Source organism: Pseudomonas germanica (assembly GCF_019614655.1).
In the GTDB taxonomy this organism is placed as follows: domain Bacteria; phylum Pseudomonadota; class Gammaproteobacteria; order Pseudomonadales; family Pseudomonadaceae; genus Aquipseudomonas; species Aquipseudomonas neuropathica.
On record NZ_CP071586.1, the window covers coordinates 5993466 to 6016503 of the forward strand.

Sequence of the window (23038 nt, forward strand, 5' to 3'; positions counted from 1 at the left end):
TGTTCAGTCATGAACGGCTTCTCCGGTCTTTTTACTTTTGAACATATCCAGTGCCAACATCACCGCGCCAACGGTAATCGCGCTGTCAGCGAAGTTGAACGCCGGGAAGTACCAGCGGTTCTGCCAGTGCACCAGAATGAAATCGATCACATGGCCCAAGGCAATGCGGTCATACAGATTGCCCAGCGCACCACCTAGCACCAGCGCCAAAGCGACGGCCAGCCAGGTTTCGTTGCGGCCCAGGCGCTTGAGCCAGACCACCAGCACCGCACTGACCACAATCGCGATCAGGGCGAACAGCCAGCGCTGCCAGCCGGAGCTGTCCGCCAGGAAGCTGAACGCCGCGCCGGTGTTGTAAGCCAGGGTCCAGCTGAAGTAATCGGGAATGATCACGATCTGCTGGAACATTTCGAGCCTGCCTTCGAAGTAGAACTTGCTGGCCTGGTCGATGACCAGAACCAGCAAACTCAACCACAGCCAGCTCAACCGTCCAAAACGGCCAACGGCATTAGGCATAGTGACGAACCTCGCCAGCGCCGCTGATGTTGTCGACGCAACGACCGCAGATTTCCGGATGCTCCGGGTTCACACCGACGTCTTCACGGCAGTGCCAGCAACGGGCGCATTTCGGGAAGGCCGATTTGACGATCTTCAGCTTCAGGCCGCTGACTTCAGTCACTACCGCGTCGGCCGGAGCCTGTACAAACGGTGCAACGCTGGCCGTCGAGGTGATCAAGACAAAGCGCAGTTCGTTGCTCAGCTTGGCCAGGTCGGCGCTCAGCGCGTCTTCGGCGTACAGCGTCACTTCGGCTTGCAGGTTGCCACCGACAGCTTTCGCTGCGCGCTGGATTTCCATTTCTTTGTTGACCGCTACTTTGACCGCCATTACGCGCTCCCAGTAGTCGCGGCCCAGTTCAACGTCGGCCGGCAGTTCGGTCAGACCTTCGTACCAGGTGTTGAGCATCACCGATTCGTTACGCTCGCCCGGCAGGTATTCCCACAACTCGTCAGCGGTGAAGGCGAGGATCGGCGCGATCCAACGCACCAGCGCTTCGGAGATGTGGAACAGCGCGGTTTGCGCCGAACGGCGGGCCTTGCTGTTGGCGCCAGTGGTGTACTGACGGTCCTTGATGATGTCGAGGTAGAAACCGCCCAGCTCCTGCACGCAGAAGTTGTGGATCTTCGAATAGACGTTCCAGAAACGGTATTCACCGTAATGCTCTTGCAGCTCGCGTTGCAGCAGCAAGGTGCGGTCGACCGCCCAACGATCCAGCGCGAGCATTTCTTCGGCCGGCAGGATGTCGGTAGCCGGGTTGAAACCGCTCAGGTTCGAAAGCAGGAAACGCGCGGTGTTTCGGATACGACGATAAGCGTCCGCACTGCGTTGCAGGATCTGATCGGAAACCGCCATTTCACCGGAGTAGTCAGTCGAAGCAACCCACAGACGCATGATGTCGGCGCCCAGAGTATCGTTGACTTTCTGCGGCGCGATCACGTTGCCCAGCGACTTGGACATCTTGCGACCGGCTTCGTCGACGGTGAAACCGTGGGTCAGCAGTTCGCGGTACGGCGCGTGATTGTCGATGGCGCAGCCGGTCAGCAGCGACGAGTGGAACCAGCCACGGTGTTGGTCGGAACCTTCCAGGTACAGATCGGCACGCGGGCCGGTTTCGTGACCCATCGGGTGCGAACCGCGCAGGACGTGCCAGTGCGTGGTGCCCGAGTCGAACCAGACGTCGAGGGTGTCGCTGATCTTGTCGTACAGCGGCGCTTCGTCGCCGAGCAACTCGGCAGCGTCCATCTTGAACCAGGCTTCGATACCTTCGACTTCAACGCGCTTGGCCACTTCTTCCATCAGCTCGACGGTGCGTGGGTGCAGTTCGCCGCTTTCCTTGTTGAGGAAGAACGGGATCGGCACGCCCCAGTTGCGCTGACGCGAGATGCACCAGTCCGGACGGTTGGCGATCATCGAGTGCAGACGCGCCTGGCCCCAGGCCGGAACGAATTTGGTGTCTTCGATGGCTTTGAGCGAACGCACACGCAGGGTGTCACCGCTGGTTGGCTCTTTGTCCATGCCGATGAACCACTGCGCGGTGGCGCGGTAGATCAGCGGGGTCTTGTGGCGCCAGCAGTGCATGTAGCTGTGTTCGATGACGGTGGTGTGCAGCAGCCCACCGACTTCGGTCAGTTTGTCGACGATCGCCGGGTTGGCCTTCCAGATGAACTGGCCGCCGAAGAATTCCAGCGACGGCACGTACACGCCGTTGCTCTGCACTGGATTAAGGATGTCGTCGTTAACCATGCCGTACTTCTTGCAGGTCACGAAGTCATCCACGCCGTAGGCCGGAGCGGAGTGAACCACGCCGGTGCCAGCACCCAGTTCGACGTAGTCAGCCAGATACACCGGCGACAGACGATCATAGAACGGATGACGGAAGTTGATCAGTTCCAGCTGTTTACCGGTGGTGGTCGCGATGACCGAGCCTTCGACGCCATAGCGCGTCAGGCAGGCTTCGACCAGCTCTTCAGCCAGTACCAGCAGCTTGTCGCCGATGTCGACCAGGGCGTAGTTGAATTCCGGGTGAACGTTCAGCGCCTGGTTGGCCGGGATGGTCCACGGGGTGGTGGTCCAGATCACGATCGAGGCAGGTTTGCTCAACGACGGCAGACCGAACGCAGCAGCCAGTTGGGCTTCGTCGGCGATCGGGAATGCTACGTCGATGGTCGATGACTTTTTGTTCTCGTACTCGACTTCCGCTTCAGCCAGGGCCGAGCCGCAGTCGAAGCACCAGTTCACAGGCTTGAGGCCCTTGAACACGAAACCGCCCTTGACGATTTCGGCGAGGGCGCGGATTTCACCGGCCTCGTTCTTGAAATCCATGGTCTTGTACGGGTTGGACCAATCGCCCAGCACGCCGAGACGGATGAATTCGGACTTCTGCCCTTCGATTTGCTCGGTGGCGTAGGCACGGCACAGCTCGCGGGTCTTGTCCGCGCCCAGATTTTTGCCGTGGGTCACTTCAACCTTGTGCTCGATCGGCAGGCCGTGGCAGTCCCAACCCGGAACGTACGGCGCGTCGAAGCCCGACAGGGTCTTCGAGCGGATGATCATGTCCTTGAGAATCTTGTTCAGTGCGTGACCGATGTGGATCGTGCCGTTGGCATACGGAGGACCGTCGTGCAGAACGAACTTCGGACGATCCTTGCCAATCTCGCGCAACTTTCCGTACAGGCCAATACTGTCCCAGCGCTGCAGGATCTGCGGTTCGCGCTGTGGCAGGCCGGCCTTCATTGGGAAGGCGGTGTCCGGAAGGTTAAGCGTGGCTTTATAGTCGGTCATTTAAGGCTCTTCATTAGCGATGGGCGCTAGGTGCGGCTAGTGCACGGGCGGTGGCGACATCCGCATTGATCGCCGTTTTCAATGCCTCCAGGGAGGCGAAGCGCTGCTCTTCACGCAGCTTTTGGTGGAAAACCACCGTCAAACGCCGGTCATACAGATCGCCGGCAAAATCTAGAAGATGGACTTCAAGGTGGGCCTTGCCATCACCTTGTACCGTGGGCCGTACGCCGATATTAGCGACACCGGGCCAGGTCTTGCCGTCGATATCGACATTCACCAGATACACACCTGTGAACGGCACGCGACGACGTTTGAGTTGAATGTTGGCAGTGGGCGTACCCAGTTGCCGGGCCAGTTTCTGGCCGTGCAGCACGCGACCGGCAATGCGGTACGGGCGACCGAGCAAACGTTCGGCCAAGGCAAAATCGGCGGCAGCCAATGCATTACGCACCTGCGTACTGCTGACGCGAATGCCATCCAGTTCGACGGTTTGCGCGGCTTCGACGGTAAAACCGTGCATCTGCCCGGCCTGCAGCAGGAAGTCGAAATCGCCGAGGCGGTCGCAACCGAAACGGAAATCGTCACCGACTTCCAGATGCTGCACGCCGAGACCATCAACGAGGATGGTGTCGACGAACTCACTGGCGCTGAGCTTGCTCAAGCGCTGGTTGAACGCCAGGCACAACACCCGGTCGACGCCTTCGGCAGCCAGCAATTGCAGCTTGTCGCGCAAGCGGGCCAGACGCGCCGGCGCGGTCTCGGGGGCAAAGAATTCCCGTGGCTGCGGCTCGAAAATCACCACGCAGCTGGGTACGCCCAACTCGAGCGCACGCTCACGCAGTCGGGCCAGGATAGCCTGGTGACCACGGTGAACACCGTCAAAGTTGCCAATAGTGGCGACGCAGCCCCGATGCTGGGGGCGCAAGTTGTGGAGGCCTCGAACCAGCTGCATAACGCGCTTCTTGCTCATAAAGTGGTCGATTATAACCACACCCGACGGTCGACGACAGGCAACACCGTAACGCAAAGTGAACGAGCCGACAAAACTGCCGGCCCGCGCCTGTTTATAAAGGGTAAAACCTCAGCTCAAGGCCTTGCGATTGAAATCACGCAAGCGGAAACCGAGCAACAGCAACATACCGAAATAGGACACCACGCCCGCCGCAACCAATGCGCCCAGACGCAGGAAGCGCTCAAGCATGTGCCCTTGATCCCACGCCGGCATGAAATGCATGCCAAGCAGCAACACTGCCGACATTACCGCCACCGCGATCACCAGTTTGAAACCAAACTTGGCCCAACCCGGCTGCGGCTGATACATCTGCTGTTTACGCAGTTGATAGAACAGCAGTCCGGCGTTGAGACAGGCACCGGCACTGATCGCCAGTGCCAGCCCCGCGTGCGCTAACGGGCCAATCAGCACCAGGTTGAACAGCTGAGTGACCACCAGGGTAAAGATTGCGATTTTTACCGGTGTACGGATGTTCTGTTGCGCATAAAAGCCCGGAGCCAACACTTTGATCACAATAATCCCGAGCAGACCGACAGAGTAAGCAATCAATGCGCGCTGAGTCATTTCAGCGTCGAAGCCACTGAACTGACCGTACTGGAATAGCGAAACAGTCAGCGGCTCGGCGAGAATCCCCAACGCCAGCGCACAGGGCAGCACCAGCACAAAGCACAGGCGCAGGCCCCAATCGAGGATTCGCGAGTACTCATGGCGATCTTTGCTCGCGTAAGTTTTCGCCAGCGTCGGCAGCAGAATCGTGCCCAATGCCACGCCAAGCACACCCGAAGGCAGCTCCATCAAGCGATCGGCGTAATACATCCACGACACCGAGCCTGCGACCAGAAACGAGGCGAAGATGGTGTTGATGATCAGCGAGATCTGGCTGACCGACACGCCGAGAATCGCCGGCAGCATCTGCTTCATTACGCGCCAGACGCCGGTATCGCGCAGGTTCAGGCGCGGCAGCACCAGCATGCCGATCTTTTTCAGGTGCGGCAGCTGATAGAGCAACTGCGCCAGTCCACCGACCAGTACCGCCCAGCCCAGCGCCATCACCGGCGGATCGAAGTACGGCGTGAGGAACAGCGAAAACACGATCATGCTGACGTTGAGCAACGTCGGCACAAAGGCCGGCACCGAGAAACGGTTCCAGGTATTGAGAATCGCGCCCGCCAGTGAGGACAGGGAGATCAGCAATATATAGGGGAACGTCACCCGCAACAGATCGGAGGTGAGCTGGAATTTTTCCGGCGTATCGGTAAAACCCGGGGCCGTCGCCCAGATCACCCAAGGCGCAGCGATCATGCCCAGCGCCGTCACTACCGCCAATACCAGCGTCAGCAGACCCGACACATAGGCAATAAAGGTTCGGGTCGCCTCTTCACCCTTCTGGCTCTTGTATTCAGCGAGAATCGGCACGAATGCCTGAGAGAACGCGCCTTCAGCGAAGATACGCCGCAGCAGATTGGGCAGTTTGAAGGCAATAAAGAAGGCATCCGTCGCCATCCCGGCGCCGAAAGTACGAGCAATCAGCGTGTCACGAACAAAGCCCAGAATCCGGGAAAGCATCGTGATAGAGCTGACGGCGGCCAACGATTTGAGCAGATTCATTGAGGGAATTTGTGCCTGTCGATAAACAGCAGGCGAACAAAGCGCCTACTTGTGCGATACTCCGCGCCGCAGCAGCACAGAGCCAAAGCTCGCGAGTTTACAGGTCAAGCGCCGGAAATAAATATCCCGCCTCTTTATACCTACCACTTAGCGGAACGTTTCAAGTGCCCTTGACAAGACTTCAACTCATCGGCATGATTCGCGGCCTATTTTGTTTGCTATTTCCTAAAAAGTCTTTCGAGGAGCTCGACGGTGGCCAACTCACCTTCCGCCAAAAAACGTGCAAAACAGGCTGAGAAGCGTCGCAGCCACAACGCCAGCCTGCGTTCCATGGTTCGCACCTACATCAAGAATGTAGTTAAAGCCATCGACGCAAAAGACGCTGAAAAAGCTCAAGCTGCATACGTTCTGGCTGTGCCAGTTATCGACCGTATGGCCGATAAAGGCATCATCCACAAGAACAAGGCTGCTCGCCATAAGAGCCGCCTGAATGGCCACGTCAAAGCGCTGAAAGAAGCTGCTTAATCCGACGTAGTCATTAAAAAACCGACCTTAGGGTCGGTTTTTTATTGCCTGTGATTTAGCAAATACAGCGCAAAAAAATGTAGGAGTGAGCCTGCTCCGGGCGGCGTTCCGACGATGGCAGTGTGTCAGTCAGCAAATACATATCTGACGCAGGCTCACTCCTACAGTTGGATTTGCGGTGTTATTGCTGGACGGGTACCCACGGCAGGATCGGGATCGCGGTCACGGCATTCTGCGGACTGCCTTCGATCAAGCGATCGCTGTAGACCAGATACACCAGCGTATTGCGCTTCTTGTCCAGGAATCGCACCACCTGCATGGTCTTGAATACCAGCGAAGTCCGCTCCTTGAACACCTCATCGCCATCCTTCAGATCACCCTTGAACTTGATCGGGCCGACCTGACGGCAAGCGATCGACGCTTCTGCGCGATCTTCAGCCAGACCCAGGCCACCCTTCACACCGCCCGTCTTGGCGCGCGACAGGTAGCAGGTCACCCCCTCAACTTTCGGATCATCGAAAGCCTCGACCACAATGCGGTCGTTCGGACCGACAAACTTGAACACCGTCGACACCTGACCGATTTCCTCGGCCGAGGCCAGCAATGGCATCGCCATCAGCAAGCCCAACAATCCTTTCGCTAAACGCATCGAATTTTCCTTAGACCAGAATCAGGTTGTCACGGTGAACCAGTTCAGGCTCCGCCATGTAACCGAGCAAACCGACAATCGCATCCGACGACTGACCGATAATTTTTTGTGCTTCCAGCGCGCTGTAGTTAGCCAGGCCTCGGGCAATCTCACGACCATCGGGCGCCACGCAGACGACCATTTCACCGCGACGGAAACTGCCCTGCACCAACTTCACACCTACCGGCAGCAAACTTTTATTGCCCTGTGACAGCGCCGACACCGCACCATCATCCAGCACCAACGTGCCGCGAGTCTGCAGATGCCCGGCCAGCCATTGCTTGCGTGCCGCGAGCATGCCGCGCTCAGGCGACAGCAACGTACCGATACGCTCACCCGCCTTCAGGCGATCAAGCACACGCTCAAGACGCCCACCAACAATGATGGTGTGCGCACCGGAACGCGCAGCCAGTCGCGCCGCTCGCAACTTGGTCTGCATACCGCCACGCCCCAGCGCACCACCCGTGCCGCCCGCTACCGCATCGAGACTCGGATCATCAGCGCGCGCTTCGTAAATCAGCTGCGCCTCGGGATTGTTGCGCGGATCGGCGTCAAACATGCCATCGCGGTCGGTCAGGATCACCAGCAGATCCGCCTCGACCAGGTTGGCCACCAGCGCCGCGAGCGTGTCGTTGTCGCCGAAACGGATTTCGTCGGTGACCACGGTGTCGTTTTCGTTGATCACCGGGATGACTTTCAGCTCGACCAATGCGCGCAAAGTGCTGCGGGCGTTGAGGTAGCGCTTGCGGTCGGACAAATCGTCATGCGTCAGCAGAATCTGCGCAGTGTGCCGGCCATGCTCGGCGAAGCTCGATTCCCACGCCTGCACCAAGCCCATCTGACCAATTGCCGCAGCCGCCTGGAGCTCATGCATCGCACTGGGTCGTGCGGTCCAGCCCAAACGGCTCATGCCGGCCGCTACCGCCCCGGAGGACACCAGCACCAACTCGACGCCAGCCTCATGCAAGGCCACCATCTGCTCCACCCAGACACTCATTGCCGCGCGATCCAGCCCTTTGCCATCAGCTGTCAGCAAAGCGCTGCCGATCTTCACGACCCAACGCTGCGCACCTGTCACCTTGCTCCGCATCATCTTCAACCTTAGCTTGAGGGCAACGCGACCCAGCGCCGCCCATGACGTTATTTGTGACTTGCGATTTCCAGATACTAAAACGCCGCTCGATTGAGCGGCGCCTTAGAAAAACGGCTTGCAGCGATGATAACACCGCCCTGAGATGAAGACTCAGCACACACCAGCGATCTTCTAAAGGTCAAAAGATCGCAGCCTGCGGCAGCGCCTACCCAACGAATCAGTCACGCACGTAAATGATTTCCGGACCGTCTTCGTCATCCACATCTTCTTCGTCCCAATCATCGTCGCCGATGTCATGGACCGACTTCACGCCGCTGCGACGCAGGGCACGCTTGTCATCCAGCGCCTGCAGCTGCGCACGGGCTTCGTCTTCGATGCGCTGATCGAGGTCGGCCAGCTCTTCCTTGTAAGCCGGGTCATTGGCCAAGCGATCGGCGCGATCTTCCATGTAACGCATGATGTCGTGGCACAGACGCTCGGTACCGATCTTGGCGATCGCCGAGATCACGTAGACCGGGCCAGTCCACTCCAGGCGATCAACGATTTCCTTGACGCGCTCATCGTGCTCTTCTTCAAGGATCTGGTCGCACTTGTTCAGCACCAGCCAGCGATCACGCTCGGCCAGGGACGGACTGAACTTGATCAGTTCGTTGACGATCACTTCAGCGGCATCCGGCGCGCTGGAATCATCAAGCGGCGCCATATCGACGAGGTGCAGCAACAGACGCGTACGCGCCAAGTGCTTGAGGAAGCGAATGCCCAGGCCAGCACCGTCGGAAGCGCCTTCGATCAGACCCGGAATGTCGGCAATGACGAAGCTCTTCCAGCGATCGACGCTGACCACACCGAGGTTCGGCACCAGCGTGGTGAACGGGTAGTCGGCGACTTTCGGCTTGGCCGCAGAAACGGAACGGATAAAGGTACTTTTACCGGCGTTCGGCAAGCCCAGCAGACCGACGTCAGCCAGTACTTTCATTTCCAGTTTCAGGTCGCGCTGCTCACCCGGCTTACCCGGCGTGGTCTGACGCGGCGCCCGGTTGGTACTGGATTTGAAACGGGTGTTACCCAGACCGTGCCAACCACCCTGCACTACCATCAGTTTCTGGCCAGCCTTGGTCAGGTCACCAATCACTTCCTGAGTAGCAGAGTCGATCACCGTAGTGCCGACCGGCACGCGCAGGATCAGGTCTTCGCCCTTCTTGCCGGTGCAGTCAGTGCTGCCGCCATTGGAGCCACGCTCAGCATCGAAGTGCCGGGTGTAACGGTAGTCGACCAGGGTGTTGAGGTTTTCGTCAGCCATCATGTAGATGGAACCGCCATCACCGCCATCACCGCCGTTCGGGCCACCGTTTTCGATGAATTTTTCCCGACGGAAACTCATGGCGCCATTGCCGCCGTCACCAGCCTTTACGCGAATCGATACTTCATCAACAAACTTCATAACCAACGCCTCTCGCCGTACGGACGAGCCGAAAAACAATCAAGACATAAGACTCTTGCAAAAATGAGCGCAGCGACCCCAAAACACGACCTGCATCGCACGCCGACAGCCCATACAAACAGTTTTGCAAGAGACTCACCCCACAAACGAAAAAGCCCCGTCGCGAGACAGGGCTTTTCCAGCGATCGCGCAATTAAGCTGCGACAACGCTCACGTAACGGCGGTTGAACGCGCCTTTTACTTCAAACTTGATCACGCCTTCGATTTTCGCGAAGAGGGTGTGATCCTTACCCATGCCAACGCCGTAGCCAGCGTGGAATTGGGTGCCGCGCTGACGCACGATGATGTTGCCCGGAATGATTTTCTGGCCGCCATACATCTTAACGCCAAGGCGTTTGGCTTCTGAGTCGCGACCGTTACGGGTACTACCACCAGCTTTTTTGTGTGCCATGAGTCAATTCTCCTAGTGAGGAATTAGGCTGAAATTAAGCCTGAATACCGGTGATTTTGATCTCGGTGTACCACTGGCGGTGGCCCATACGCTTCATGTGGTGCTTACGGCGACGGAACTTGATGATGCGGACTTTATCGTGACGACCTTGGGAGATCACTTCAGCCACAACGGTAGCGCCAGCAACAACTGGAGCGCCGATATTCACGTCGTCGCCATTGGCAACCAACAGAACGCGATCAAAGGTAACGGATTCGCCGGTAGCGATTTCCAGTTTTTCGATCTTCAGGTATTCACCCGGGGCGACTTTGTACTGCTTGCCGCCAGTAACGATTACTGCATAAGACATGGTATTTCTCCGATAATCCTGCTCACCCAGCTCTTTATAAGAAGAGGTATTGGCTGGCATGGCTGCATAAGGCTGGAAGGCCCGTTGCAATTGCGTAAGGCAGGTGCTGCCCAGGAAGTTCAGGGTGCGCGATTGTACGCAAGGTGCCGCAGGCTTGCAAGTAGCCGTCTATCGCGCCTTGACAGGTCTGGATGGGGGTCCTAGCATGCCGCGCAACCCTTCTGGAGCGACTCTCGCTGATGCAACCCCAAGCTTTCTACCGCGCGGTGGCGGACGATTTTAGCGCCGTCGACGGCATCATCAAGAAGCAGCTGACTTCCCGAGTACCGCTGGTATCGAAAATCGGCGATTACATTACCTCGGCCGGCGGCAAACGTCTGCGTCCTTTATTAGTGTTGCTGTGTGGCAAGGCCCTGGGTCGCGAAGGCGACGACATGCGCCTGCTGGCCGCCACCATCGAATTCCTGCACACCGCCACCCTGCTGCATGACGACGTGGTCGACATGTCCGGCATGCGCCGTGGCCGTTCGACCGCCAACGCCATGTGGGGCAACGCCCCGAGCGTGCTGGTCGGCGATTTCCTGTACTCGCGCTCGTTTGAAATGATGGTCGAACTGGGCTCGATGCCGGTGATGAAGATCCTGTCCCAGGCCACGCGCATCATCGCTGAAGGCGAAGTACTGCAACTGTCCAAGGTGCGCGACGCCAGCACCACCGAAGAAACCTATATGGAAGTCATCCGCGGCAAGACCGCGATGCTCTTCGAAGCTTCGACCCACAGCGCCGCTGCATTGGCCGGTGCTACCGCTGAGCAGAGCGAAGCCTTGCGCACCTTCGGCGACCACCTCGGTGTGGCGTTCCAACTGGTCGACGACCTGCTCGACTACAAGGGCGACGCCGAGACCCTGGGCAAGAACGTCGGTGACGATCTGGCCGAAGGCAAACCGACCCTGCCGCTGATCTACACCATGCGCGAAGGCACGCCGGAACAGGCTGCACTGGTGCGTCAGGCGATCCAGAAAGGCGGGATCGAAGATCTGGAAAGCATCCGCATTGCTGTGGAAGCTTCTGGTTCGCTGGAATACACCGCGCAACTGGCCCGTGATTACGTGGCCCGCGCGATCAAGTGCCTCGATGCACTGCCAGCCAGCGAATACCGCGATGCGCTGGTTGAACTGAGCGAGTTTGCGGTCGCCCGTACGCACTGATACCGCTGAAGCAAAATCAAGAGATCGCAGCCTTCGGCAGCTCCTACAGGGGTTGTCGATGCTGCGATCTTTTGCATTTGACTGCCTGAAAAACTAAAACCCTATACAATGTGCGACTTTTAGCGATCCACACCCAAGGAGCCTTAGTGAGCACGTTGCCACCCTGCCCGAAATGCAATTCCGAATACACCTACGAAGACGGAACCCAACTGGTGTGCCCGGAGTGCGCCCACGAGTGGTCCGCCAGCGGCGAAGCCGAAGTGGCGTCTGATGATGCCGTGAAGAAAGACTCGGTCGGCAACGTCCTGCAGGACGGCGACACCATCACCGTGATCAAGGATCTGAAGGTCAAGGGCACTTCGCTGGTGGTCAAGGTCGGCACCAAGGTCAAGAACATCCGTCTGTGCGATGGCGACCACGACATCGACTGCAAGATCGACGGTATCGGCCCGATGAAACTCAAATCCGAGTTCGTCAGAAAGGTCTGAATCGCTTGTCATCCATCCCGCGCCAGCCGTGGGATGGAGCTTCGCCCTCCCCGCTCCGCCCCAGCAAAACCGCGCAATAGCCAAACGCCAGCCGTTTTGACCTTACGCAATCTTTACCCGGAAAATTTCAGAATCCGCCAATAGACGCTTGCTATTTGACGAATAAGAATTATTCTCATTGAAACCCTTCAAGGAGATGAGAACCATGACTTATTTGATCGACGCGTGGCTGGATCGCCCACACCCTTACCTCAGAATCCTCCATCGGGAAACCGGTGAAGTCTGTGCGGTGCTTGAAGAAGAAGCCTTGCATGAACTGCAGGATCAAGGGGATCTGGACGTCAGCAGTCTCAATTCCAGCGAGCCGTTGGTGCTCAAGGAGCTGGTGCGCAATCTGTTCCTGTTCTGCTATGCCCGGGCCTTGCGCCCGACCAGTGAACTGCATCACAAGATAGAACTATGAAACGCGGTAAAAACTGTAGGAGTGAGCCTGCTCGCGAAATCGTTGTATCAGGCAACAGATTTGCTGACTGAAAGGACGCCATCGTCGGATCGCCGCCCGGAGCAGGCTCACTCCTACATTAGCCCGCCATCAAGGCAGGCCCGGTCTTACAGAACGTCCAGCAGCTCGACGTCGAATACCAGAACGCTGTGCGGCGGGATGCTGCCAACGCCTTGAGCGCCGTAAGCCAGTTCGCTCGGCACGTACAGACGCCATTTGCTGCCGGCATTCATCAGTTGCAGGGCTTCGGTCCAGCCAGCGATCACGCCGCCAACCGGGAATTCTGCAGGCTGGCCGCGCTCGTAGGAGCTGTCGAACACAGTGCCGTCGATCAGGGTGCCGTGGTAGTGAGTACGTACTTGATCTTCACGGGTCGGCTTGGCGCCTTCGCCCTGAGTCAGCACTTCGAATTGCAGGCCGGAAGCCAGGGTAGTGATGCCGTCACGCTTGGCGTTTTCAGCCAGGAAGGCCAGGCCTTCGCCAGCAGCGGCTTCAGCTTTGGCAGCGGCTTCGGCTTGCATGATTTCGCGGATAACCTTGAAGCTGGCGGACATTTCTTCCTGGCCAACACGGCTTTCCTTGCCGGCGAAAGCGTCGGTCAGACCGGCCAGGATGGCGTCCAGGCTAACGCCCGGTGGCGGGTTGTCGCGCAGCTGGTCACCCAGCTGACGGCCGATGCCGTAGCTGACGCGGGTTTCGTCGGTGGACAGATTTACTTCGGACATGACACTGCTCCGCTGTGCGGACGGCCACAAGACTTGCCGTGCGTGCACAGCGCGTCCCGGCGCGCCCGGAACCAAAAGGGCGAGCAGACTAGCACAGATGCCCGGCGATGGCGCGCAACGCCTACAGGGCTGAGCGCCAGACGAGCGGCACCTTCAGGCTTTCATCGATACTACCGGCCAGGCCGCACATTTCGTCATGCACCGAGGTGTGTACAAGATTGAAAGGCAGCACCGGAAACGCATGCAGCAGATCCCGCGCATGCTCCACCGAACGCAGTGTCAGCATGTTGCCTTTGAGATCACTCAACGGATACGCCGCGCCATGCATGCGTGCTTCGAGCAGATAAATCCCGCCTTCCATGGAGATCAGGTTCAACTCATCGACCTTCCTGGCGATGGCAAACGCGTTCAGCTCTTGCAGGTTCATGAAAGCACCTCACACAGTGGCGAATCAGGATCTCTACAGGGATATGCTCGCGCGCAACAAAGCACAAGCCACAAACGACACCGCCCGTCTGTTTCGCAACAGACGGGCGGTGTTTTTGCAGCGATCAACGGTTGATCAGTGCTTGGTGACTTTGTCCAGGTAACCCATGGCGAACGCCGAAACGACGAAGGTCATGTGGATGATCACGTACCACATCAAGTGCTCGGGATCGACGTTCTTGGCGTCCATGAAGATGCGCAGCAAGTGGATGGAGGAAATCGCCACGATCGAAGCCGCCACTTTCATCTTCAACGACGAAGAGTCCATGGTGCCGAGCCAGCTGAGCTTTTCCTTGCCTTCGTCGATGTTCAGTTCAGAGACGAAGTTCTCGTAGCCGGAAATCATCACCATCACCAGCAGACCGCCGACCAGTGCCATGTCGATCAACGACAGCAGCACCAGAATCAGTTCCGACTCGGCCATCGAAAAAACGTTGGGCAGGATGTGGAACACTTCCTGGAAAAATTTCAGTGCCAGCGCCAGCAACCCGAGCGAAAGCCCGATATAGATTGGCGCCAGCAGCCAGCGCGAGGCGTACATTGCATTTTCGATAAAGCGTTCCATTGAATCTCACACAAGGGGGTGGAAATGGCGGCGAGTATACCAGCCCCCTGTGACAGCCAGAAACTGCCCGAAAATCCGCCACCTGCGCGTGCGGATGATTTTTTTCTGCTAGTGTCGAAACCATTGACAGCCCAGTGACTGCAGACAGGACGTGTGGAAATGGATGTGCGATTACCGATAACGACGGCCGGAATTTGCCTTGCTCTGTTGATCAGCGGTTGCTCGCCCGGCGACGAAAAACACACCACCAGCCTTGAAGAAAAAACGGCAAAGTTCGAACAGTCACTGGACGCCATCACCGACACCAAACTCAAGGACGCCATCACCGAACTCGGCGGCTCACTGCTGCTGCTCGAACGCGCGCAACTCAAGCTCAACGACAATCCGCCGCGCACCGAATACGGTGAAGACGCGCTCGCCGTGCTCAAGCACTACCCTGCCCCGCAGACGCTGGTCGATACGTTTATCAACGGCCTGTTCGTGCTGCACAAGGATGCCAGCTCCGATTACCTCACCGATCTGCAACCGGTGTTCCCGTTCAACCTGAACATTCCCGGCGGTTTCTTGTTTCCACACGGTGTGGAATGGCAGTCGGTGACGTTGAGCAACAAACGCGTGATCGCCTATCAGCCGGAATGGTCGGAAACCGATCCGGGCATTCAGCTCAGCCCCTCCAGCTCCAACGTCACCAACCCCGATGACCTGACCGTGACCTACCCGTTCATTGACGGACTGGACGTGGACAAGAAGTCCCTGCCGCAACCGGTCAGCCTGCAAGGCCAGATCGAAGTCATCGCACCGCGCCGCTTGTACAGCTTCGACCTGACGCCAAAAGACGTCGGCCAGACCCGCAGCAATGACAACCTCAGCGTCAAACTGCTGAAGCTCGAAAACAACTACGCCGAAGTCGAATTCAGCAACAGCCTGCCATTGGCTGCGGAAGTCGCAGAGACGCAGCTCAATCCGCTGATCGTCCAAGCCCGCGACAAGACCGGGCAATACCTGATACGCGCCGGCTCGATCAACGAGAGTCCGGAGCAAGTGGCCTTCTATGAAAAACAACTGGCCTACCTGCAACAGCAGAAGGGCTGGAGCGAGGCGCTGGAAAAGCAACTCACCGAAGAGCAGCAGGCATTCGAGGACAAGCACCCGCGTCGCTATAACAAGGTCTATTTCAATGGCCCGATCGACACTCTGGAAGTCAGCGTGCTCGACTTCTCCTCGGCGACGGTGACGCGCAAATCGCTGGATCTGCCGATTCGCACGTTCAGTCAACACACGACGCAGAAGGCTATCCAGCCGCTGGACCTGCCAGTGACGGTCTACGACGATCTGGCAGCCAACTGGCTCAAAGGCGCGAGCCTGACCGAGGACCAATTGAAGGCTGGCATCCGCGTCCATCAATCCGTGGAAGAACCGAGCGCTGCGCGCATCGAGTTTTCCCATCGCCGTACGTTCAACGATGAATTGCTCGGCGATGACTTCAGCCCGGGGGTCAGTCCTGTCACGTTCTTCACTGAAAAGCGCAGTGGCAAGCTTGATGAGCCGATCGAACTGCCGCCCGAGGCTTACCAGGTCGATCCGCTGCGCGCGACGATCACTTACGACCTGAACCTGTTCCCGGAAACCCCGGCGATCGCCGTCGGCTCAATGCCGCTGTTTCTCGCGACTGTGGCCAAGCAGGCATACGACGCCAAGTCCTTGCCCAAAGGTCTGGAGATCAAGAACAACCTGCTGGTGGTGGACCTGAAATTGTTTCCGCCCAACGAATGGCGTTTCTTCGTCAAAGACGACAGCGGCAACTACCTCAAGCAGATTCTTTCTGTCAGCCACGATGCGAGCGCAGAAGGCCCGGCGCTGTTCGGCGTGCACTATTTTTATGGCCGCCCGACTCACGTAGAAACCTACCAGCGCACCGACCTCGCCACTGTGCAATACGGCTTTGAGGTCAAGCTCGACAAGGCGCAGGTGCCTGAGACTGCCCATTGAAGAGCAAGATCAAAAGATCGCATCCTGCGGCAGCGCCTACAGGGCGCGGCCACGGCCACCGTTGATCTGCCGCAGTTGAGCTTGCAGGTGCAAACTCCAGATCTGCGGATCGTCGGCCAGTTCGTAGCCATGCAAGGTCAGGCTTTCAACGATGGTGTCGAGTATCGATTCGGCGGCGACCGGCCCATGAAACGGGCCTTGGGCCTTGATGGCGGAAGGTTGTTCACCGGCCATGCCGGCGGCGAAGAGCAGCGTCCACATGCCGTTATCGCCGGCCAACGGCTTGATGGCGCATTCGATACGGGTCACCAGACCCAGGCATTGACGGGTGAGACAGAGGTTGCGCGACATGGCGGCGACCCTCGGTGAAGCCGGTATTCAGCCCTCACGGGAGGACTGGCTCGATCCAGTGATACTGTCGATATCCTTGAGCTGAGAATAGAAGAAAAGTCCGCTGCGCAAGCCGAATGAGACCAGAAGGCGCCGAATGGTCATTGTGTGAATATTGGCGTCAGAGTTGTGGCGATTTTCCCGAAGATCACCACAAAGACCAATGTAGGAGTGAGCCTGCTCGCGATAACGGTGTGCCAGGCAACTTATTCGCCGACTGACACTCCGCTATCGCGAGCAGGCTCACTCCTACAGTTTGACCGCGTTTAGGTTCAGGCCGGTTTGGCTTCGGCCAGCGCTTCTTGGGCCAACTCTTTCTCGGCTTCCTTGAGGTCTTCTTCGCTGATCATCTCGGCGATATCACGCAAGCGCTCCACCACCCGTGCATTGATGCTGCCTTCGGGGAATTCGCCATCGGCATTCGGTTCACCGGCCGGTTCGCCCACCAACAGACTCAACGCCTCGTCGGCCTGACGCACCGCGTACACGTGGAACTGCCCGGCACGCACCGCCGCCAGGACTTTCTCATCGAGCATCAGCGTGGCGACGTTGGCCTGAGGAATGATCGCGCCCTGCTCGCCGGTCAGCCCGCGTGCTTCGCAGAGACGGAAGAAGCCTTCGATTTTCTCGTTAACCCCGCCCACCGCTTGCACTTCGCCGAACTGGTTGATCGAACCGGTGATCGCGAAGCACTGCTTGAGCGGGGTTTTCGACAGCGCCGAAATCAGCGTGCACGCCTCGCCCAACGACGCACTGTCGCCATCAACGTAACCGTAGGATTGCTCCAAAGCGATGCTCGCGGAAATCGCCAGCGGGAATTCTTGAGCGTAACGGCTGCCCAGATACCCGGTGAGGATCATCACGCCTTTGGAGTGAATCGGCTGGCCGAGGTTGACCTCGCGCTCGATGTCGACGATGCCACTGCCGCCCGGATACACCGTGGCGGAAATCCGCGCCGGCACACCGAACGCCGAGTCGCCGACTTCGAGCACGGTCAGACCGTTGCACTTGCCGACTGCGGCGCCATCGGTGTCGATCAGGATGATCCCGGCGAGCATGTCGTCAAGAATCCGCGCCGACACACGCCCGGTGCGCGTGGCCTTGGCTTTCAGGGCACGTTCGATATGACCGGCATCGGTCATCTCATCGCCGGCCAGATGACGGATGAAATCCGCTTCGCTGACCAGTTGGAACAGATCGCCGATACGCGCCGACAAACGCCCCTGATGCTCGGCCAGCCGTGCGCTGTAAGTCGCCAGACGCGCCACCGCGTCGGCGGTCAGCGGTGCCATGCCTTCTTCCGAAGTACGGGTTTTCAGCAGCTGGGCAAATTGCTCCAGGCTCTCGTCGACCATCGGGATGTCTTCGTCGAAATCAACGAGAACGCGGAACATCTCCTGGAAGTCCGGATCGAGGTCTTGCAGCGTGTAATACAGCGAGCGCGCACCGATGATGATGACTTTGACCTGCAACGGAATGTGCTGCGGGTTGAGCGTCACGGTGGCGAAACGGCCCATCTCGCCCAGCGGCGATTCCATTTTCAGCTTGCGCGATTGCAGTGCGCGTTTCAGCGCGTCCCATACGAACGGCTCGCTGAGCATTTTTTCTGCTTCAAGAATCAGGAAACCGCCATTGGCGCGGTGCAAGGCACCCGGACGCAGCTGACGATAGGTGGTGTAAAGCGCGCCCTGATCGGTGGTGTATTCGATGCGACCGAAGAGGTTTTCGTAAGTCGGGTGCGGTTCGAACACTACGGGTGCACCGCCGCTCACTGGGTGACCGACTACCAGGCTTGGCGCGTATTGCTCCTCCAGCAGTTTGCGTGCGACGGCGTCAGTCTTGCTGTCGTCGACCAGTTGCTCGACCACGGTTTTCAGCAGATAGACCTGCATCGCTTGCAGGTAACCGCACACCGCAGCGTTTTCCGCGTACTTCTCCGACAACGGCGACAGTAGCGGCTGCAAGGCCAGGGTGATGGTTTCTTCGTTGAGCGAGCGCAGTTGATTGTTCGACTCACGCTTCCACTGCGGCAGGCTGGCGAGTTCTTCGTTCAGGCGCTCTTCGAGGCCGGAAATGTCATCGTGAAAACGCTCGCGATCGGCTTCCGGCAACTGGGCAAATTCCGCTTCGTCCAGTGCTTTGCCGTCGAGCATCGGCGTGAAGGCGATGTTGCTGCTGTCGCGATACAGAGCAACGTCTTTTTCCAGGGCCAGGCGCTCGATGATGTCGAGGGCTTTGTCGTAGCGCTGGTTGAAGGCGCGGTCGATGGCGCTTTTCTTTTGCTGATAGGACGGGTGTTCGAACACCGCTGGAAATGTCGCCAGCAGGTTGTCGATCAAACCGTTGATATCACCGATGAATGCACCGGCAGTGCCCGAAGGCAGTTCCAGGGCGCGCGGTTCGCGCGGTTCATCGAAGTTATTGACGTAGACCCAGTCCGCCGGGGTCTGCAGGCGTTTGCCTTCGGCCTTCAGGTAGCGTTTGACGAACGAGAAACGGCCAGTGCCGGGCTCGCCCATGACGAAAACGTTGTAACCGGGGCGTGGCATGGCCACACCGAACTGCAAGGCTTCGACCGCGCGTTCCTGGCCGAGCACACCGCGAAAGGGCTCCAGATCATTGGTGGTAGTGAAGCTGAACTGTTCAGCGGAAAACGGACGGGTCAGCGCTTCGGGCGCGAGACGCAAGCTGGCAGCAACAGGATCAGGCATCGGGCTTCCTTAACAATCAGGCGGGGCAGATAGCGGCATTCTGGCGCTGCCTGTGCCCCACTGGCAAGGCGCGCCACATGACAAAGCATAGACAACCGGCAATGCCAGCGGCCCGCCCCCTGAAATCGGGGTTTATTCCAAATATTTTGCAAAAAACCACGGAACCCCTGGAACATGCCTAAACTCCAAACTGCGCGGCTGGAACTAATACCGGCCCACTGGCTTCGTTTGGCTCTGAACGTAAGCTCGCCGAGCGGCGATCAGGCAAGGCGAAAACAGGCGAGGAAGCGGAGTGTAGGGACCTACATGAGCATTCCGAGCCTGTTTTCAACGCAGCATGATCGTCGCGCAGGCAGCTTACGTTTAGAGCCGGCCAGAACCCTGTCCATTGGTATGCACATAAAGAGAAAAAAGCTATGAAACGGATTCTTCTCGGTACTCTCTTCACCGCTGTATCCATCAACGCAATGGCGCAAGCTCCAGGCGGCCCGGATTGCGGTTGGGGCAACATGCTGTTCGAAGGTCAGCGTGGCACCCCGGCGCACTTCCTCGCTTCCACCACCAACGGTACTTCCGGTAACGCCACCTTCGGGATGACGTCCGGCACCAACGGTTGCTCGACCAACGCATCGCTGACCTACGGCGGCAAATCCTGGTTTGCCATGAATGGCATGATGAACGAGCTGTCCGAAGACATGGCCAAAGGCAACGGCGAAGCGCTGACGACTTATGCCGTGGTACTGGGCGTGGCACCGGAAGACCGTGCGCACTTCGCTGCTGTGACTCACGAGCACTTCCAGCAGATCTTCAGCAAGGCTGACGTGACCGCTGAAGACGTGCATACCAACACCCTGGCCGTACTGAAATCGGATCCTCGTCTGGCCAAGTACGCGACTCAAGCTTAAGCTCGACCCTACCCGCTTCCTTCGGGAAGCGGGTTTTGTTTTTTCGGCCCGCCCTCCTTGGGTCTTTATTTCTTTCCTGTTCAAGTTGCCGACTATGCTCAAACGCCTTGCCTGGCTGGCGCTCTGTGTCTGCGCCCCGCTGTCCGCCGCGCCCCACATCGACCCTCAACGTTTGCAGCAACTGGCCAACGACCGCTTCTGGATTTCCCTCGGTCACTACGAAACCGCCAAGCTTGGCGGCTGGCGCAGCTATGTCAGTGACAAGAAATTCTTTCTCGCGCCCGATGGCAACGAACATCCCGATCATGAGCTGGAAGCCACCGTGCAAGCGCTGTACGCCCCGGCGAGCCTTGGCGAGCAACATGCGCAATGCGTTTATCCGGCGCGCACTCGCTGGCTGAAAGCGCAGCTCAATCTCAGCGATCTGCCAGCGCCGGCATGCGCCGAATACAAGAAGTGGTTCAAGGACGTCTCGCCGCACAGCGCGGTGATGATCTTCCCGGCGGCTTATTTGAACAGTCCGTCATCGATGTTCGGCCACACCCTGCTGCGCATCGATCAGGCCGATGTGCAGGCCGACAAGACCTCGCTGCTCAGTTACGCGATCAACTTCGGCGCCTACATCGAAGGCTCGGACAACAGCATCCTGTACGCCTGGAAAGGTTTGATGGGCGGTTATCCGGGACTGTTCGCGCTGGTGCCGTACCAGGAAAAGCTCTCCGAATACCGCAGCCTGGAAAACCGCGACCTGTGGGAATACCGGCTCAACCTGACGCAAGAAGAAACCGCGCGCATGGTCGAGCATGTGTGGGAGTTGAAGCAGATCCAGTTCGACTACTTCTTCTTCGACGAAAACTGCTCGTATCGTCTGCTTGAGTTGCTGCAGGTGGCACGCCCGAGCCTGCGCCTGACTGAACAATTCCCGTTGACCGCGATTCCCACCGACACCGTCAAAGCGGTGAAGGAAGCCGGGCTGGTGGAAAGTATCGAATACCGCCCGTCCCGCGAGCGCGAATTGCTCAGCCGTGCCGAGCCTTTGACCAGTGACGAACAGCAATGGGTGCTGAACGTCAGCGCCGATCAACAGCAGTTGCAGAATCCGGCGTTCAAAGCCCTGCCCCGCGATCGTCAAGCGTTGATCATCGACGCGGCGTATCGTCTGGAGCGCTACCGCGCCAACGGTCAGGAACGCGATCCACAACGAGCGCAGCGCAGTTTTGAATTGCTGCGGGCGATCAACAAGAACCCCGCCCCCGAACTGGACATCCCGCAACCGGGCTTGCCCGAAGACGGCCACGAATCGCGCACCTGGCAGGCCGGTCTCGGCACCCGTGGTGATCGCGCATTCGGTGAGTACGGCTTGCGCATGGCCTATCACGATCTCAACGACAACGCCGAGAGCTTCCCGCTCGGCGCGCAGATCGAGATCCTGCAGATGAAACTGCGTCAGTACGAGGGCAATCAATGGCAGTTTCAGCAACTGGATCTGGCGACCATTCGTTCGCTGACACCGCGTAATGAGCTATTGCAGCCGCTGTCGTGGCAAGTCACTGGCGGTCTTGAGCGCGTACCGGGCAAGCACGATGACGAGACGCTGGTCAGCCACGTCAATGGTGGCGGCGGCGGGACGTGGGCGCTGGGGGATGATGTGCTGGGTTTTGCCCTCGGCACCGTGCGCGTTGAACACAACAATGATTTCGCCGAGTTCGTCTCGCCAGCCGGCGGTTTCAATACCGGCGTGTTGTGGAAAAACCCGTTGGGCAATCTCAGTCTGGAGGCTAAAGGCGATTACTTCTTCAATGGCGAAGTACGCCGCAGCCTCAGCCTGAATCAGCAGTGGGAGTTGTCGCGCAACCTTGGTTTGCGCCTGAGTGCGCAGCGTGAGTTCAGCCATCTCGCCACCCCGGAAACCGAGGTCATGCTTGAAGTGAAGTGGTATCACTACTGATCCCGAACACATCCCCCTGTAGGAGTGAGCCTGCTCGCGATAGCAATTCATCAGTCACTGGTGCGGTGACTGATACACCACTATCGCGAGCAGGCTCACTCCTACAGGGGATTTGTGGTGCTCAACGAATTACTCACATGCCTTTCACCAACGCTCGACGAATCAGCTTCTAGACTTTCCCATAAGCCGAGAACCGGCGCGGGAGAGTGCGATGTGGCGGTGTGCGGGTTTGCTGGGTGTTGTGCTGTTACTGGGCGGTTGCCAGACCACCCATGAAGATTTGATCGCCAAGGGTTATCCACCGGCCTTCGCCGACGGCTTCGATGACGGTTGTGTCAGCGGTCGTCAGGCGGCGGGTTCGATCAGTGGCGAGTTTCGCAAGAATGTGCCGCGCTATCTCAAGGACAAGCAATACGCCGAAGGCTGGACCGACGGCTTCCGCCAGTGTCAGGCAATGTTGGAAAACAAGGACCGCGAACAGTATCGCAATGAACATTGGGACGAACGCGAGCGCGCCTGGCAGCAACAGAAAGATCAGGACGCCGGGCGGGCCTATCGCTCGCAATAGGTCGTTTCCAGACATCCAGTGAAACCAAATGCCTGCGAGCATGGCC

General features: G+C 58.4%; 22 protein-coding genes. 8 read left to right on the forward strand and 14 right to left on the reverse strand.

Going from position 1 to position 23038, the window contains the following annotated elements:
- Nucleotides 1-3: 3 nt before the first annotated feature.
- From lspA to murJ, 4 genes are all read right to left on the reverse strand, one after another.
- On the reverse strand, nt 4-516 hold the full coding sequence (lspA, locus tag J0G10_RS26565) for a signal peptidase II (RefSeq protein ID WP_095048703.1): 513 nt from the start codon (nt 514-516) through the stop codon (nt 4-6).
- Entirely contained in the window at nt 509-3340 is a 2832-nt protein-coding gene (gene ileS / locus J0G10_RS26570) for an isoleucine--tRNA ligase (RefSeq protein WP_220557016.1), read from the reverse strand. Before ileS ends, lspA begins: the two co-directional genes overlap by 8 nt.
- A gap of 13 nt (nt 3341-3353) precedes the next feature.
- Nucleotides 3354-4292, reverse strand: a complete 939-nt coding sequence (ribF, locus tag J0G10_RS26575) for a bifunctional riboflavin kinase/FAD synthetase (protein WP_174244482.1) — start codon at nt 4290-4292, stop codon at nt 3354-3356.
- 129 nt (nt 4293-4421) lie between these two features.
- Nucleotides 4422-5960, reverse strand: a complete 1539-nt coding sequence (murJ, locus tag J0G10_RS26580; RefSeq protein ID WP_095048705.1) for a murein biosynthesis integral membrane protein MurJ — start codon at nt 5958-5960, stop codon at nt 4422-4424.
- 252 nt (nt 5961-6212) lie between these two features.
- Here murJ and rpsT point away from each other — a divergent pair, with 252 nt between their 5' ends.
- Complete coding sequence (rpsT, locus tag J0G10_RS26585) at nt 6213-6485, forward strand: 30S ribosomal protein S20 (RefSeq protein WP_003228351.1); 273 nt, start codon at nt 6213-6215, stop codon at nt 6483-6485.
- 181 nt (nt 6486-6666) lie between these two features.
- Here rpsT and J0G10_RS26590 read toward each other — a convergent pair whose 3' ends face one another.
- From J0G10_RS26590 to rplU, 5 genes are all read right to left on the reverse strand, one after another.
- Nucleotides 6667-7134, reverse strand: a complete 468-nt coding sequence (locus J0G10_RS26590; RefSeq protein ID WP_007909822.1) for a CreA family protein — start codon at nt 7132-7134, stop codon at nt 6667-6669.
- Between the two features lie 10 nt (nt 7135-7144).
- Complete coding sequence (proB, locus tag J0G10_RS26595; protein ID WP_042561149.1) at nt 7145-8263, reverse strand: glutamate 5-kinase; 1119 nt, start codon at nt 8261-8263, stop codon at nt 7145-7147.
- 220 nt (nt 8264-8483) lie between these two features.
- Entirely contained in the window at nt 8484-9707 is a 1224-nt protein-coding gene (gene cgtA, locus J0G10_RS26600) for an Obg family GTPase CgtA (RefSeq protein ID WP_016986202.1), read from the reverse strand.
- Between the two features lie 193 nt (nt 9708-9900).
- Entirely contained in the window at nt 9901-10158 is a 258-nt protein-coding gene (rpmA, locus tag J0G10_RS26605) for a 50S ribosomal protein L27 (RefSeq protein WP_003176049.1), read from the reverse strand.
- A 34-nt stretch (nt 10159-10192) separates the two neighbouring features.
- Nucleotides 10193-10507: a 50S ribosomal protein L21 gene (rplU, locus tag J0G10_RS26610; protein ID WP_003176051.1), complete on the reverse strand. Its 315-nt coding sequence runs from the start codon at nt 10505-10507 to the stop codon at nt 10193-10195.
- A gap of 239 nt (nt 10508-10746) precedes the next feature.
- Between rplU and J0G10_RS26615 the strand changes: the two genes are divergently transcribed.
- The 3 genes from J0G10_RS26615 to J0G10_RS26625 all read left to right on the forward strand — a co-directional run bounded on the left by J0G10_RS26615 (nt 10747) and on the right by J0G10_RS26625 (nt 12666).
- Nucleotides 10747-11715 (forward strand): polyprenyl synthetase family protein, encoded by a 969-nt coding sequence (locus J0G10_RS26615; RefSeq protein WP_007950962.1) that lies wholly within the window; start codon nt 10747-10749, stop codon nt 11713-11715.
- 146 nt (nt 11716-11861) lie between these two features.
- On the forward strand, nt 11862-12203 hold the full coding sequence (locus tag J0G10_RS26620; protein ID WP_016986200.1) for a zinc ribbon domain-containing protein YjdM: 342 nt from the start codon (nt 11862-11864) through the stop codon (nt 12201-12203).
- A gap of 205 nt (nt 12204-12408) precedes the next feature.
- Nucleotides 12409-12666 (forward strand): PA4570 family protein, encoded by a 258-nt coding sequence (locus J0G10_RS26625; protein WP_034153845.1) that lies wholly within the window; start codon nt 12409-12411, stop codon nt 12664-12666.
- Between the two features lie 146 nt (nt 12667-12812).
- On the opposite strand, the gene J0G10_RS26630 is transcribed toward J0G10_RS26625, so the two are convergent.
- From J0G10_RS26630 to J0G10_RS26640, 3 genes are all read right to left on the reverse strand, one after another.
- A complete protein-coding gene (locus J0G10_RS26630; RefSeq protein ID WP_008078561.1) occupies nt 12813-13430 on the reverse strand; it encodes an FKBP-type peptidyl-prolyl cis-trans isomerase in 618 nt (205 codons plus the stop codon).
- Between the two features lie 121 nt (nt 13431-13551).
- Nucleotides 13552-13857, reverse strand: a complete 306-nt coding sequence (locus tag J0G10_RS26635; protein WP_220557017.1) for a DUF6482 family protein — start codon at nt 13855-13857, stop codon at nt 13552-13554.
- Nucleotides 13858-13992: 135 nt separating this feature from the next.
- Nucleotides 13993-14481, reverse strand: a complete 489-nt coding sequence (locus tag J0G10_RS26640; protein WP_007909801.1) for a TIGR00645 family protein — start codon at nt 14479-14481, stop codon at nt 13993-13995.
- Between the two features lie 159 nt (nt 14482-14640).
- On the opposite strand from J0G10_RS26640, the gene J0G10_RS26645 reads away from it, so the two are divergent.
- Entirely contained in the window at nt 14641-16470 is a 1830-nt protein-coding gene (locus J0G10_RS26645; protein WP_220557018.1) for a hypothetical protein, read from the forward strand.
- Between the two features lie 36 nt (nt 16471-16506).
- Here J0G10_RS26645 and J0G10_RS26650 read toward each other — a convergent pair whose 3' ends face one another.
- The gene (locus J0G10_RS26650; RefSeq protein ID WP_007909799.1) at nt 16507-16821 is read right to left on the reverse strand and encodes a PA4575 family protein; all 315 of its coding nucleotides are present in this window, start codon (nt 16819-16821) and stop codon (nt 16507-16509) included.
- A gap of 311 nt (nt 16822-17132) precedes the next feature.
- On the reverse strand, nt 17133-19571 hold the full coding sequence (locus J0G10_RS26655) for a Lon protease family protein (RefSeq protein WP_095125459.1): 2439 nt from the start codon (nt 19569-19571) through the stop codon (nt 17133-17135).
- A 416-nt stretch (nt 19572-19987) separates the two neighbouring features.
- Between J0G10_RS26655 and J0G10_RS26660 the strand changes: the two genes are divergently transcribed.
- The 3 genes from J0G10_RS26660 (at nt 19988) to J0G10_RS26670 (ending at nt 22992) form a co-directional block, all read left to right on the forward strand.
- Nucleotides 19988-20476, forward strand: coding sequence for a DUF3015 domain-containing protein (locus tag J0G10_RS26660; RefSeq protein WP_007909797.1), 489 nt, complete (start codon nt 19988-19990; stop codon nt 20474-20476).
- 94 nt (nt 20477-20570) lie between these two features.
- On the forward strand, nt 20571-22424 hold the full coding sequence (locus J0G10_RS26665) for an Lnb N-terminal periplasmic domain-containing protein (protein WP_220557019.1): 1854 nt from the start codon (nt 20571-20573) through the stop codon (nt 22422-22424).
- A gap of 211 nt (nt 22425-22635) precedes the next feature.
- The gene (locus J0G10_RS26670; protein WP_093434789.1) at nt 22636-22992 is read left to right on the forward strand and encodes a hypothetical protein; all 357 of its coding nucleotides are present in this window, start codon (nt 22636-22638) and stop codon (nt 22990-22992) included.
- The last annotated feature ends 46 nt before the right edge of the window (nt 22993-23038 follow it).

What these genes read in the sequence shown, in the direction of transcription:
- lspA (WP_095048703.1), bottom strand. Translation starts at nt 516, where the DNA reads ATGCCTAATGCCGTTGGCCGTTTTGGACGGTTGAGCTGGCTGTGGTTG.
- ileS (WP_220557016.1), bottom strand. Translation starts at nt 3,340, where the DNA reads ATGACCGACTATAAAGCCACGCTTAACCTTCCGGACACCGCCTTCCCA.
- ribF (WP_174244482.1), bottom strand. Translation starts at nt 4,292, where the DNA reads ATGCAGCTGGTTCGAGGCCTCCACAACTTGCGCCCCCAGCATCGGGGC.
- murJ (WP_095048705.1), bottom strand. Translation starts at nt 5,960, where the DNA reads ATGAATCTGCTCAAATCGTTGGCCGCCGTCAGCTCTATCACGATGCTT.
- J0G10_RS26590 (WP_007909822.1), bottom strand. Translation starts at nt 7,134, where the DNA reads ATGCGTTTAGCGAAAGGATTGTTGGGCTTGCTGATGGCGATGCCATTG.
- proB (WP_042561149.1), bottom strand. Translation starts at nt 8,263, where the DNA reads ATGCGGAGCAAGGTGACAGGTGCGCAGCGTTGGGTCGTGAAGATCGGC.
- cgtA (WP_016986202.1), bottom strand. Translation starts at nt 9,707, where the DNA reads ATGAAGTTTGTTGATGAAGTATCGATTCGCGTAAAGGCTGGTGACGGC.
- rpmA (WP_003176049.1), bottom strand. Translation starts at nt 10,158, where the DNA reads ATGGCACACAAAAAAGCTGGTGGTAGTACCCGTAACGGTCGCGACTCA.
- rplU (WP_003176051.1), bottom strand. Translation starts at nt 10,507, where the DNA reads ATGTCTTATGCAGTAATCGTTACTGGCGGCAAGCAGTACAAAGTCGCC.
- J0G10_RS26615 (WP_007950962.1), top strand. Translation starts at nt 10,747, where the DNA reads ATGCAACCCCAAGCTTTCTACCGCGCGGTGGCGGACGATTTTAGCGCC.
- J0G10_RS26625 (WP_034153845.1), top strand. Translation starts at nt 12,409, where the DNA reads ATGACTTATTTGATCGACGCGTGGCTGGATCGCCCACACCCTTACCTC.
- J0G10_RS26630 (WP_008078561.1), bottom strand. Translation starts at nt 13,430, where the DNA reads ATGTCCGAAGTAAATCTGTCCACCGACGAAACCCGCGTCAGCTACGGC.
- J0G10_RS26635 (WP_220557017.1), bottom strand. Translation starts at nt 13,857, where the DNA reads ATGAACCTGCAAGAGCTGAACGCGTTTGCCATCGCCAGGAAGGTCGAT.
- J0G10_RS26640 (WP_007909801.1), bottom strand. Translation starts at nt 14,481, where the DNA reads ATGGAACGCTTTATCGAAAATGCAATGTACGCCTCGCGCTGGCTGCTG.
- J0G10_RS26645 (WP_220557018.1), top strand. Translation starts at nt 14,641, where the DNA reads ATGGATGTGCGATTACCGATAACGACGGCCGGAATTTGCCTTGCTCTG.
- J0G10_RS26650 (WP_007909799.1), bottom strand. Translation starts at nt 16,821, where the DNA reads ATGTCGCGCAACCTCTGTCTCACCCGTCAATGCCTGGGTCTGGTGACC.
- J0G10_RS26655 (WP_095125459.1), bottom strand. Translation starts at nt 19,571, where the DNA reads ATGCCTGATCCTGTTGCTGCCAGCTTGCGTCTCGCGCCCGAAGCGCTG.
- J0G10_RS26660 (WP_007909797.1), top strand. Translation starts at nt 19,988, where the DNA reads ATGAAACGGATTCTTCTCGGTACTCTCTTCACCGCTGTATCCATCAAC.
- J0G10_RS26665 (WP_220557019.1), top strand. Translation starts at nt 20,571, where the DNA reads ATGCTCAAACGCCTTGCCTGGCTGGCGCTCTGTGTCTGCGCCCCGCTG.
- J0G10_RS26670 (WP_093434789.1), top strand. Translation starts at nt 22,636, where the DNA reads ATGTGGCGGTGTGCGGGTTTGCTGGGTGTTGTGCTGTTACTGGGCGGT.